This window comes from Cellulophaga omnivescoria (genome assembly GCF_001999725.1).
In the GTDB taxonomy this organism is placed as follows: Bacteria; Bacteroidota; Bacteroidia; order Flavobacteriales; family Flavobacteriaceae; genus Cellulophaga; species Cellulophaga omnivescoria.
Window position 1 is genome coordinate 221183 of the sequence record NZ_MDDP01000010.1, and the last position, 13164, is coordinate 234346.

General features: G+C 31.1%; 9 protein-coding genes. 5 read left to right on the forward strand and 4 right to left on the reverse strand.

Annotated features, from left to right (window positions below; genetic code table 11):
* Nucleotides 1-6 precede the first annotated feature (6 nt).
* From BFJ87_RS06035 to BFJ87_RS06055, 5 genes are read left to right on the forward strand one after another with little or no spacing between them, the layout of a single operon-like run.
* Nucleotides 7-774, forward strand: coding sequence for an endo alpha-1,4 polygalactosaminidase (locus BFJ87_RS06035; protein WP_171974473.1), 768 nt, complete (start codon nt 7-9; stop codon nt 772-774).
* A complete protein-coding gene (locus BFJ87_RS06040) occupies nt 774-2753 on the forward strand; it encodes a hypothetical protein (protein ID WP_077401387.1) in 1980 nt (659 codons plus the stop codon). The genes BFJ87_RS06035 and BFJ87_RS06040 overlap by 1 nt, the downstream gene beginning before the upstream one ends.
* A complete protein-coding gene (locus BFJ87_RS06045) occupies nt 2750-6757 on the forward strand; it encodes a DUF2194 domain-containing protein (protein WP_077401390.1) in 4008 nt (1335 codons plus the stop codon). The genes BFJ87_RS06040 and BFJ87_RS06045 overlap by 4 nt, the downstream gene beginning before the upstream one ends.
* A gap of 42 nt (nt 6758-6799) precedes the next feature.
* Nucleotides 6800-7231, forward strand: a complete 432-nt coding sequence (locus BFJ87_RS06050) for a hypothetical protein (RefSeq protein WP_077401393.1) — start codon at nt 6800-6802, stop codon at nt 7229-7231.
* A 20-nt stretch (nt 7232-7251) separates the two neighbouring features.
* Complete coding sequence (locus tag BFJ87_RS06055) at nt 7252-7626, forward strand: DUF423 domain-containing protein (RefSeq protein ID WP_077401396.1); 375 nt, start codon at nt 7252-7254, stop codon at nt 7624-7626.
* Between the two features lie 15 nt (nt 7627-7641).
* On the opposite strand, the gene BFJ87_RS06060 is transcribed toward BFJ87_RS06055, so the two are convergent.
* The 4 genes from BFJ87_RS06060 to BFJ87_RS06075 form a co-directional block, all read right to left on the reverse strand.
* Nucleotides 7642-9159, reverse strand: coding sequence for a carboxypeptidase-like regulatory domain-containing protein (locus BFJ87_RS06060; RefSeq protein ID WP_077402233.1), 1518 nt, complete (start codon nt 9157-9159; stop codon nt 7642-7644).
* 494 nt (nt 9160-9653) lie between these two features.
* Nucleotides 9654-10832 (reverse strand): acyl-CoA dehydrogenase family protein, encoded by a 1179-nt coding sequence (locus BFJ87_RS06065; RefSeq protein WP_077401399.1) that lies wholly within the window; start codon nt 10830-10832, stop codon nt 9654-9656.
* 64 nt (nt 10833-10896) lie between these two features.
* Nucleotides 10897-11634 carry a tRNA1(Val) (adenine(37)-N6)-methyltransferase gene (locus tag BFJ87_RS06070; RefSeq protein WP_077401402.1) on the reverse strand — a complete coding sequence of 246 codons (738 nt, stop codon included), beginning with the start codon at nt 11632-11634 and terminating at the stop codon, nt 10897-10899.
* Between the two features lie 73 nt (nt 11635-11707).
* Nucleotides 11708-13156 (reverse strand): nicotinate phosphoribosyltransferase, encoded by a 1449-nt coding sequence (locus BFJ87_RS06075; protein WP_077401405.1) that lies wholly within the window; start codon nt 13154-13156, stop codon nt 11708-11710.
* Between the last annotated feature and the right edge of the window lie 8 nt (nt 13157-13164).

The following is a 13164-nucleotide window of genomic DNA, read 5'->3' on the forward strand; positions in this document are numbered from 1 at the left end:
ATAAATGTGGCGCAAAAAACTGTAGCTAATCAAAGCTTTTTTATATGTTATGGCAAAGTAGAACCTAGTTTAATTAAGGGTTATAAGCTTGTAATATTAGAAAGCGCACATTATAACCAATATGAAATTTGCCTTTTTAAAAAAAATAATGATAAAGTTGTAGCTTATTTAAGCACAACAGAAGCCAATGAATACGCAAGTATTTTTAAAAACGTAAAGGGTACTACACTTGGTAAAAATAGCAACTGGAATAGTTTTTATTTAGATTTAGCTGCTAAGCAAACAATAGAAGCTTTGCATCTAGAAATTAATAACATAAAAGGCAAAGGTTTTAACGGAGTGTTTTTAGATAATTTAGATAATACATCTAAATGGGGAGTTCTTAAGGATTATAAAAAACCGCTTATAGATTTTATAAAGAGTATTAAAGTTAAACACAAAAACTTTTATGTGGTACAAAATGCGGGTTTATTTATAGCCAAAGAGCTAAAACAGAGTACAGATGCAATACTTATGGAGTCTGTTTATACCAATTATAATTTTAAAACCAAAGAATATAGTTTTAGAGAAGTAAAGGATACCAAAACGCTTTTAAATAATATTAAAAAAGTAAGTAATAGCGTAACCAAACCAATATTGTTGTTAGAGTATACCAACACTTATAAGATGAAAAATGATTTGCATAAAAGGCTTAAAACGTTAAAATTTCCTTTTTTTATAGCAAATATAGAGCTGCAAAGTATTCCTAATTTTTTTAAACCACAGGATAAGTAATGCCAGTTTTAGACATCACATTAATTGGGCCTTTGCGTGTACTTCTGCTTATTATAATGCTATTTGTAATACACCAAATGATAACTAAACAACCACTAAGTACATATAGTTTAAACTATGTTTTAAAGCGCTTATTTTTTTACGGTAGTTTAGTTTTTGTAGTGGTTTTTGTGTTAGTGCAAGTAAATATGTACGACACGTTTACGGTACTGTCATTATTTTTTGTAATGCTTGTTCTTCAGTATTTTAATTTTGGCAAATTAGCTACTCTGAGATCTAATTTTAAACAAAAAAGGTATTCTTTTTTATTGTCTTTTTTTAGATTCTTAGAGCACAACCCCAAACAGTCTTTACAAACAAGGTGGAACTCACTAAAAATAGTGAAAATTAACTATGTTTTTGTTTCTGCTTTTGTTACTGCTTTAGCGGTCTTTATATCTAGATATGCTTTTTTAAAAAATGATTTATATACACTGTCAAACCTATGGGTTAAAAATTTATCAATTGTAAAAAAAATAAATTTAAACAAATGGTTTACTAGTGGTTTGGAATTAAAAGGAGAGCTAGTTTTTGTAAATTTTTATAGCAAAATAACAGGAATTAGTGAGGAAATTGCTATGCATTCCTTTGGCTTAATAGAGAATTTTATTTTAGGTATAGTTATATATTGGGTTGTTAGCAAAATGGCTAAATCAATTTATGTAGCGCCTATAGTAAGTGTGTTATTTTTTGCCTTTTATTATGACTTTATGCCTATTAATATAAATATATTATTAGAGCATAACCCGTTGTATTTTGCATTGTGTTTCTTATTGCCTGCAATGCTATTTACACTAAAGCCTACTATGTTAGTAGTAAGTAAAAATAGGTACACTTTAATTGTATTTTTACTATACGTAGTTGTTTGTTTTGTTAATCTTTTTGTGGCCGTATTTATAGTGCCAGTTTTTTTGGTTATTGCGGTTTTATGCGTTAATAAAATTAATAAAAAATACGTTTTTAAAAGTATATTAGCATTTGTTGCAGCACTTGGTTTTATGCTTAGTGTTTATGGTACAGCGTCATACTTTGTAAATAAATCTTTTGCAGATTTTTTATATCGAAGTTTGCTTCTGGTAGACGTATACACCTATTTTCCACATTTAGCAATAACACTAAATAACTTATTGTTTGCCTATAAAGCCATAGCTATAATTACATTTTTAGTACTGTTGCCTAAACTATTTTTTAATAAAGAAAAATGGTTGCCTGCACTTATTTTTGTAATGTTTTTTATTGTAATTACTTTTTTGGTTAATCTAAATTTTAAATGGTTAGATGTAGATTTATATTATCAATCTTTATCTGTTTTTATTGTTGTTGTAATAGGTATTTTAGTGGGTGTATTAACGGCCTATATTAAAGACACTTTTTTGTTAGACGTACGTAAATACAAACCTATAATAGTACTATTTCTTTTTGTAATTATAGCGTTAACAGCTTATAAGTTTAATCCTGTTTACACTAATTATGTTGTAGCTAATAAGCAGGAGTTAAAAACAAGTGTTTTAAACGTTTACCATAATTTATCTACTAATAACTTGCCGTATTCTTATGGGGTTGTAAATTCTAGTTACGGTCATTTTTTATCAGAATCTGAACACACCTTTATTAATTACAAAGATTTTTTAGCCAACTACACGCATAGAGATTCTATTTATCATTTAAATAAAAATAATAAACCATTTTTAAAAGCTAATCCTGAGTATGTTTTACCAAATAGTGTGTTTGTTTTTGTGTCTAAAACAACAGAAAAAGAAAATGAAGGTCATTTGGTAACCAATACAGCAATAGTACAGAAAATTGAAACCGTTTTACATACATTAACAAGCAAAAACAGAACAGTAAAAGTTTACTATAAAACACCAAATTTAACTGTTTACAAAATTGTAAACATCCCAAATTCTACAAACCTAAACAATCTTATTATTAAACTATGAGGCTTACCAAATCACTTATAGTTATATTGTTACTGGCTAGCTTGCTTATAAGTTGCCAAAAAGAACTATATAATTTTTCACACAAATACACAAAACCTAAAGTTAGTAGTGAGCCATCTTTGGTTCAATTTGTTGTAGATGGTACAGACGCCAATAATATTAATCAAGCTAATCATCTTAAAAAAACACTAGAGTATACAAAAATACCTTACCAGAGTATAGGAGTAGATGCTTTTAATACAAATAAAAATATAGCCAAAAGTACAAGGGTTTTGTGTGTCTATAATTCTGAGCTTTTAGAAAATACCACTTTAGATAGTATACAAAGTTTTGTAGCAAAAGGCGGTACTTTATTTTTACTAAAGGCGACAAAAGATAAAAGGTTAAGTTTTTTATTAGGGCTTAATCCTGTAGCTAATTTTAATACAAATAACCGGGCATCGGGATATTATTTTAAACAGCCGCTTTTTCCAGATTTAAAAGGGTTTTCCTTAAAATTAAAAAGTATACACAATGGTTTAGCAAAAGAAAATTTCACAAATAAGGTAAACGTTTTAGTTACAGCTACTAATACACAATATCCTGTAATTTTAGAACATCAAATAGGTAAAGGAAAAGTACTTTTATACAATTCCAATGTAGAGTTTGATAAATGGTCTAGAGGTATTTTGTTTTCTACAACATTAAATGGTCTAGAAGGAGTTCCATACCCAATAGCTAATACTTCAACAATATTTTTAGATGATTTTCCCTCTCCACTTTATGATATTTATAAAACTCCAATTAAGGAAGAGTTAAATCTTTCTATAGCAGATTATGTAAAAGATGTATGGTGGCCAGATATGAAAAAATTGGCAGAAAAACAGAATTTAACTTATACGGCATATGCTGTTTTTGATTATAATGAGCAAGTACAACCTCCTTTTATTTTTAAAGAATGGGATAGAAATGTATTTGTAAACGATAACAAAATTTTAGAAAAAAGTGTATGGATTGGTCAAGATATTATTGCTAGCGGCCATGAAATGGCTTTACACGGTTATAATCATGTATCTTTACTAACCACAGATTGGAAACAGCCAGACTATATGGCTACTGCATTAGCAACAGCAGCAAAAAAATGGAAAACGGTAGGTTTTGGAGCTTTGCCTGTATCATATGTTCCTCCTTCTAATTATATAGACAGTATTGGCTTAGCACAATTAAAAAAGGCTATGCCTAGCATAAAATATGTGCAAAGTACTTATTTAGGAGATATAGAAGATGGTGGAGACAGAGATTTTGATCCGGATCCTTACCACAATGGTTTTTTCGGATATCCAAGAATTACAAGTGGTTTTGATTTAGACAGTGATAATTTGTTTGCATTGGAGTCTATGAATATTTATACGGGTATTTGGACCCATTTTGTACATCCAGATGATGTTTTTCAAATTCCAGATGCCTCTAATAAGGTTACAAGCAGTCATTATCCATTCAGAAATCAAAACGAGCTAAACTGGTATACGTCTAATGGTAAAAAAGGAATGTTAGATAAGTTTACGTCTACCATTATACAATTTAAAAAAAGACACCCTTTTAGCAGGTTTTTAAACGCAACAGAGTCTTCAAAAATAGTTCAGGACTGGAGGTATGCCTATTACACCCATTTGCAACAGGCAGATAGGTATGTGGTAGATACAGATTATTATTTTGGTGGTAATACCAATTATTGGTTGGTGTATTCAGCTGCAAATAATACAAAAATTTTAGAGGAAGATTTAAATAAAAATAAACACAAGTTTAAAAAAACAGCCCTTTTAAATGGTTATTTATTTACGGTTAGTACAGACGAAACTACTCTTTCATTGCCAAACTTAAAATACAAAAATGAGTTTGCTAGTATACCTAATGCCATAATGGTTCAGGAGGTTAACAACAAAAAAAATGAATACCTAAATAGGCAAACTATTTTACAACCATTAAACAAACAAATTAATGCATACGTAGAGCAAGGAGATTTAAACAGCGCAACAAATTTGTTCCAAACTAACATTCTTAAAGGAGTTAATATAACAAGGTCTCAGTGGTTAGATTATGCCACTTATATGGTATGGCAAAAAAAAGAAAATAATTTATGGCAAGTTGTAGAACAATTTTATCAGAATAGTAACCATAAAAATAAGGTAGTTAAATTGTCTAGATCAATTTCTAAAATTGCAGATTATTCTACTTTAAAAATTAGAGAAACTTGGCTTACTAGGCACATAGAAGATAATACAGAAGATATTAGTATACTTAAAGAATATGTAGATTATTTTTCTGTTGACCTTAATAAAACAAAAATTAAAGATGTTTTAAATAAAATAGCAATTGTAGAACCAAATGAAAACAACAAAAAAAAATACATAGAGCACTTATTAGCCTTTAAGTTTGATGATCTTTTTACAGAGCTAAATAAGATTGATGCCTGTGAAGAAGGATACATGAGTTCTGCAACTGCAATAGCGTGGATTTATGCAGATAATTTTATGTTTGATAAGGCTTTAGATTGGTCTAAATGTAGCTTGGATATTGATGAAGAGACAAAGCAAAATTGGTGGGCTTACAGTTCTAATTTTGATTCGCTAAAAACATTAAATTTTCCTTTATACATAAAAATACTGCTTCAAAAAAACACTAAAAAAGCCCTTAAAGAATTGCAAAATAAAGAGGCTTGCACAGATAGTAGTTTAGTGCCTTTGGCAAAGGATATTGCTTATGCTTATGAAGGTTTTAAGTTGTATAGAGAAGCTTTAAGTTGGGGTAAATGTGCAAAAGATTTGCCCGTTACATCTGTATTATCATGGTATCATCAGTTAAAAGAATACGAGTTGTTGTCTAACACCTATAGTAACTACATAGCCCTTAATCCTGAGGATCACAATGCCAAACTTCATATGAGCTTATTGTTGTTGTATAGTGGTAAGGTTAATGGCTCTGTAGCAATTGCTAAAACAATACCAAAAGGTATTGGAAAAACCAGGTTAAAAGCTAAAATTAATGCGGAATTAAAAAATTTAAATATAAGAGACCAGCGTAAAGTAATAGCTTCTGATGATGGTATTTTGTATAAAAATGTTAGTACAGATATTAGTAACGCTATACGTTTGCAAGAGGGTAATTCTGTTAGTGGTAATACAGAGGCAATTTATGATGCAACTTCACCAATAAGCTTAGCAAATGTATTAAGCTATAATTTGTACGATAAAAAATTTAATGTACATAGCTTGTCTGTTACACAAAGTGTAATGAGCCCTATTAGAACTGGTAGGCCCAGAAATAATAACAATAGCTATTCTTTATTTGGTTTTATGTATGGATATAAAAATACTAGTAAAGAGGAACTGCAGTATTGGGCAAATGGAGGATTAGAAAAAGATGTGGAGTCTCAAGATTTATTTTATAAAATAGGAGCGGGCTTAATTAGTAATAAGGAAAGGAACTTTACTTCTTTTGAAGCTAATTTTTTTCCTGTAAAATCTGGCGCAGGTTACAGTGCAAATATTTATAGACTTATGCTAGATAATTATAACGAGTTTTTGCTATCTAAAACCTTTAGACAAGTTTTTGCGTTACAAGGTAACTACTATACAGATTCTCAGGTAGAAGTAATATTAACCAGTAGATCTGAGTTTAGAGTTTTAAATGGTATAAACCATAAGCTATTTCCTTATGCAGAAGTTTCTTATGTTCAAGGAAGTGTAGAACGCAGAGGTGGTTTTCCTTATTGGATGGCAGAAAATAGGGCATACGCAGGGCCAGGAGTTTTACTGCAATTAGGAACAGAGAAAAGTAAGTTTAATGGTACATTAGATGCGGGTATATTTGCAGAAACCAATGAACCAACCTTTCAACGCTATATAGGGAATTTAAGCTATAGGTTATTTAATTTTACTAAACTGCAATTAGGAGTTGAGGTCTATACAATAGATAATTATTTTTCTAATACCTATCAACTGGGTTTTGTACATAATTTTAAGTAATATTTTTCTACAAATCTATTCTGTTGTACATTCGTAATTGTGATGAAAAATAGAAAAATACACTGGCTATGGAATGTGGTAATTGTACTAACACTAATGGTTATAGTTGCTGCTTTTATGGCACACTACAAAAACTGGATTAACGTAGAGAGCAATCAGTTTAAAATATTATCTGGTATATACTATAAAAAGATAAATTTTACCGATGTTAATATGGTAGAAATGGTTGATAAAATACCGTCTCTAGAGCGTATTAATGGGTTTTCTGTGAGTGAAACAGAAAAAGGCATTTTTAAAGACTCTATTTATAATACAGACGTATACATTTTTGTAGATAAATTATCTACACAAAAAATTAAAGTGACTTATAAAGATACGCTCCAGCTCTTTTTTAATGTTTCAGACTCTTTGGAAACAGAAAAAATGTATACATTGTTTTCTAGTAAATTAGACAGCTTATCTAGCTTAAAATAAATTCTACTTAATTAAGGTTTATGATTATCACAATTAAATTTTTTGCAGCGTTGTACGGTATGTTAGCTGTAGTTTTTGGCGCATTTGGAGCACACGCTTTAAAAAAAATATTCACAGATGACCAACTCAAAAATTTTGAAACTGGTGTAAAGTATCAAATGTATCATGCTATTGTATTGTTAGTTTTAGGTTTTAATTATAGTTTTTCTACAACTATTGAGGTTGTAATGGGTTATGCCTTTATTATAGGTGTATTTTTATTCTCATTTAGCATTTATGGTTTGTGTATTTCTGCTGCCAAAGGAAAAAAAGTAAAAATACTTGGTCCAATAACGCCCCTAGGAGGTTTGGGATTAGTCCTAGGTTGGGCGCTTTTACTAATTACCGTTTTGTAAGTGTAATTATATTTATTATTCTACTGCCGTAAACTCTCTTATGGCTTGGTTAGGTTCAATAATGTTATAACCTTTCCAAAATTCCGGATCGTATTTACGTAAGTGTTTAGGTTTAATGTCTTTATTCTCTTCAAAATTAGTAAAGGTGGATTTTGTTATAGGTTCTGCATCAAAAACAACAATTTCATATTTTACTACATTAGTAAATGCCATATCTAACTTAACATATAGCTCATTTTGTCGGTTTTTTCCTTTTACAATTTTGTTTTTTTCAATTATTTTTAAAGGTCTGTTAATGCCAGATTTGCTTCCCGTTTCTCTCTCTAAATATTGTAAGTCATAGGTGTTATTTTCATTTTTAGCAAAAATCATTTTTCCATTTGCTAAATGCTCTTGGTAAGATATGCCAAACAATTTTATGCTTTTTAGCATTTTAACGTTCTGATAATCAATTCGTATAACTGCAAAATCATCTGCATTTACATACATTGTACCCTTGTAATCTTCACCTCTTTTTGGTTCAAAATTTAATATGTATACTGGTGCATTTCCCCAATATGTGTAGTCTTTAATAGTAAAATTGTAGCGGCCAGATTTTGATATTACATTTAATTTTGCATCCTCCATATAAAACAAGTTTTCAAACTGCCTACCAATAGTGTGTTTTCTATGATTTGCAAAGTTTTCATTTCTTATTCGTTCTTCTTCTTTCCTTTTTTCAAGTTGCTTTTTTAATTCTGTGCTGTCTTTTTTTATAGTTGCAACACCCATTTCTTCAGCATCTACCTTTGTGCTAAATATGCCCGATTTTATTTTAAAATAAGAATCTGGTCTTACATTATCTTTTATAATTTCATTAAACTTTTCCTCAAGGTTGTTTATATCTAATTCCGATTTTTCATCATATAATTTGCACGCTTTTATACCGTCAATCTTCATATTTTCTCTATTGTAGTTTCCGTACAAATCACATAAGATTTCAGAATAACTATTGTCTCTTTTTGGAACTGCATTTAAAATACTATCAATAAAAGGTTTATTTAGTTCCTTAATTGTAGACTTCATAAATGTGTAATTTGTTTTATCAAAACCTTGGTAGTATGATTCTCTAAAAAACATTTTTTTTCTTGTAAACTCCTCATTGTAGTTTTTGTCTAAACTATCTTTTACAATGTCTATAATCTCTTCTCCGGTGTAGTTTTTGTTAGAAACCAATACTTCTCTAAGCTCTATTGTTTTGGGAGACATATAAATTATACTATCTGTAAAAGTAGATACTGGTTGCGCAATGGTATTGTAGCCAATACAAGAAATAAAAATAGAATCTACAGCAGTTGTATTTGTTGTGCTTAATGAAAATTTACCTTCACCATTTGTAATAACACCTTTTTTGTTAGATAAAACAACTGAAACATATGGTATTGGTTCTTTGCTGTTAGCATCTTTAATGCTAGCGTTTAGTTCTTGAGATTTAGCAATGTTGCTTGTTATAATAGTAATGATTAATAAAGCAAGTTGAGTAGTTTTACGCATTTTTGATTCTTTAGTTTTGTTTCTTGTTAGTATAGACAACAACAATGTGGTTTGTGTTGCCCAATAAAGCTAAAACAACTTAAAAAATAACCTAATACTATGGTTTTTAGTAGTTTGTATAGTCCTTTTTTTGTTGCCTTTTTTAGCCGTGGGCTAATTAAAGTAATATAAGGACTACAAAAAAGCGTTTTTTGATAATTTTAATATAGAATTCTTATTTCTTTAACGAAATTATGAATGTTTTAAGAAAAATACTGACTATTTGTTGGTTTGTTTAGCTGCATCCGCAACTATCAGAACCGCAAGATTTTTTGTTTTTGTTACTTGTGAAAAGAGATTTAGGAAGAAAGAATTTTTTAACGATATACCCAAAAGCAATCGCTGCAGTTATAAAAACTAAGATATGTTGTAGTGTTTCCATAATCTATAATTTTAAGGGTTGTTATGTCTAAAACAACCCTTATTTAGACTGTGTAAAGATAAGGAATTATTTTTTACTTAAAGGCATTAAGCCCTGTTATGTCCATACCAGTTATAAGTAAGTGAATATCGTGTGTACCTTCATACGTAATAACACTTTCTAAATTCATCATATGTCTCATAATGCTATATTCTCCAGTAATACCCATTGCTCCAAGTATTTGTCTGGCCTCTCTGGCAATAGTTAAAGCCATATCTACATTGTTACGTTTAGCCATAGATATTTGTGCAGTAGTTGCTTTACCTTGGTTTTTAAGCTGTCCTAAACGCAATGCTAGTAACTGTGCTTTGGTAATCTCAGTAATCATTTCTGCTAACTTTTTTTGCTGTAATTGGTAGGCACCAATTGGTTTGCCAAATTGTATACGTTCTTTTGCATAACGTAAGGCAGTATCATAGCAGTCCATAGCAGCGCCAATTGCACCCCAAGCAATACCATATCTAGCAGAATCCAAACAACCCAATGGAGCACCTAATCCGTTTTTATTTGGTAGTAAATTTTCTTTTGGCACTTTTACGTTGTCAAAAATAAGCTCACCTGTGGCAGATGCTCTTAAGGACCATTTGTTGTGCGTTTCTGGAGTAGAAAAGCCTTCCATACCACGTTCTACAATTAGTCCGTGAATTCTACCTTCTTCATTTTTTGCCCACACAACGGCTACATCGCAAAAAGGAGAATTAGAAATCCACAATTTGGCACCATTTAAAAGATAATGGTCGCCCATATCTTTATACTTGGTTTCCATACCACCAGGGTTAGAGCCGTGGTTAGGTTCTGTTAAACCAAAACTACCCATAAACTCGCCGCTAGCAAGTTTAGGTAAGTATTTTTTACGTTGTTCTTCTGTACCGTAAGTATATATTGGGTACATTACCAAAGAAGATTGTACAGATGCCGTAGAGCGTACGCCACTATCACCACGTTCTATCTCTTGCATAATTAAACCATAACTTATTTGGTCTAATCCTGCACCGCCATATTCTTCTGGTATATATGGACCAAAAGCTCCTATTTCTGCTAATCCGCTAATTATTTGTTTTGGAAATTCTGCTTTTTGTGCATAATCTTCAATTATAGGAGATACATCTCTTTTTACCCATTGGCGGGCTGCATCTCTCACCAATTTATGTTCTTCAGACATTAAATCGTCTATATTGTAATAATCTGGTGCTTCAAATAAATCTGGTTTCATAGCTATGTATTAGGATATGTAACCAAAGATAGTTAAAGAAATATAACAATACAAAGAGTAATTGTTACATTTTTAAATAAAAATCTTTTGTTAGGTCGATGTAATCTTGAGTGTAAATATGTCTATCTTCCTCAATAACAAGTTGTTTAATTTCTAAATTGGTAGAAGGTGTTTTTTGAAACTCTAACAGACTACGTTTTACCTCTGCTTTTGCATTGCCTTTAACTCTGGTAACTTTTAGTGGGTATAGTTTAAAATTTTCTGCTAGTTTGATGAATTTTTCTTCTTCTTTATATGGTATTATGGTAGCAAACCTTCCGTTTGCGGTTAATAATTTGGCTACGCCGCTTACCAACTCATTAAAAGGTAAAGATGTATTTTGGCGTGCATTGTCTCTTGCTTCATTACCACTAGTAACTTCTTCTGCGTAAAAAGGAGGGTTAGATACAATTAAATCATACAACTCATCTTCTTCTGTTTCGTCTGTAGCATATTCATCTACAAACTCGTCAAAACCAGCGTGAAAGCAAAATAACCTGTCAGCCCAATCAGATGCTTCAAAATTGTCTGTACATTGCTCATAGGCATCAGCATCTAATTCTATAGCTTCTATATTGTCTGCAGCACTGCGCTGTGCTAACATCAACGCTATTATTCCTGTGCCAGCACCAATATCTAAAATTGAATACGGATTGTGGTCTACAGATGCCCAGGCGCCAAGTAAAACTCCGTCTGTACCAATTTTCATAGCACAACGGTCTTGATTAATTGTAAACTGTTTAAAAATAAAGGGTTTGCTCATTATAAAGTTTTTTAAAACAGTAGAGGCAAGCTTGTAAAAAAGCTTGCCTCTTACGGTTGCAAAATTAAGAAGTTTATCTTACTCTGTTTCTAATATCTTGTAAAGAATCATTAACAAGTAATTTACCGTCTTTAAATACCTCTTTTAATTCTCCTGTTTTTTCTTGCTCCCAATTTACTTGGTCTACAAGTTTATAAGTTCCGTTTTCTTTTGCAATTTTAAGTAAACCCTTGGCAGACTTTTTAGTTCCGTCATCTGTAATAGGATCTTTAAAAATTTCTCTTCCCTCACCGTTTACTTCACCATAGGTAGCTTTCATTGCAAAACCAAAAGTATCTCTAGTATTGTATTGGTATGTAAACGAACCAATACCCAAAACTACGTTTGTAGAGGCAAACCCTTTTTGTTTTAATCGTTCACAAATGTCTGTAGCGCGTGCTGTAGTAATACTATCGCCATAAATTGCACCAATGTGTGGGTCTAATTCTTTATAGCCTTTACTATTAGTTTGTCCGCCAAATATCTCCCATAACAATTCTATAACTCCCTTTTTCTCTTCTTCAGTTTTTCCGTTAGGATTACCACAAATAATATCTGCAGGGTCGCCGCTATCTGGTCTAATAACTACTTTGCCATCTCTTGCCAACACATCTTCTTTTAAGTTAGGTAAGTATTCGGTAAGTACTTTCCATAAATCCCAAGTGTCAGAAACAATAGAAACAATTCCGTTAGGGTAAACTTCTGTAATTAATCTTTTAAAAGTTTCTTGTTCTCCAGTATTTGTTCCCATACACATTACAGAGTGTTCTGTGGCTGCTACAGAGCCACCAACTAGTTCATTATCAGAATTAGCATTGTAGTATTCCTCTAAAAAGTCTATTGCAGGAATTGTATCTGTACCAGAAAAGCTAAGTAAATGGCCAGATGCACTCATAACAGCAGCTTCCATACCTGCAATACCTCGCATAGAAAAATCGTGACCTTGCCAATCTACAAATTCAAGTGCTGTAGATGTCTCTTTTGCATATTTATCTAATATTTTTCTGTACTGTTTAGCAATAGTTGCAGAGGTACAAGGCATCCAAATAGTAGTGCTTAATATAGTTTCAAAATAATTAGTTAGCCAAAAGAATTCTGGTAATGTGTTATACATTGTCATCATAGGAACGCGAATAGGAACGCTAGAACCTTCTGGCAATGCTTTTATTACCATTGGTAAATAACCAAGATCGTGTAAATCTTCAATGTGTTTAATACCAACAGCATTTGGCCCTAAATAATTATTAATTCTTCTGCTGTACTTTTCTGCAATTTCCTTTTTGGGTTTGTTAAAAAAGTTGGTATTAAACTCTTCTATAATGTACTTTTTAATAAAGTATTGTAGCCCAAAAAACACTACTTCTTCTATAGCGTCTATTCTACTCTTTCTTGGTGTCCAGTTAGAGTATACTAAGGTTGTACCCTCTGGATATTGTCTTCTGTGGTCTACTTTGTAACCATCTGTATATAATAGTGGATTCATAATATCTA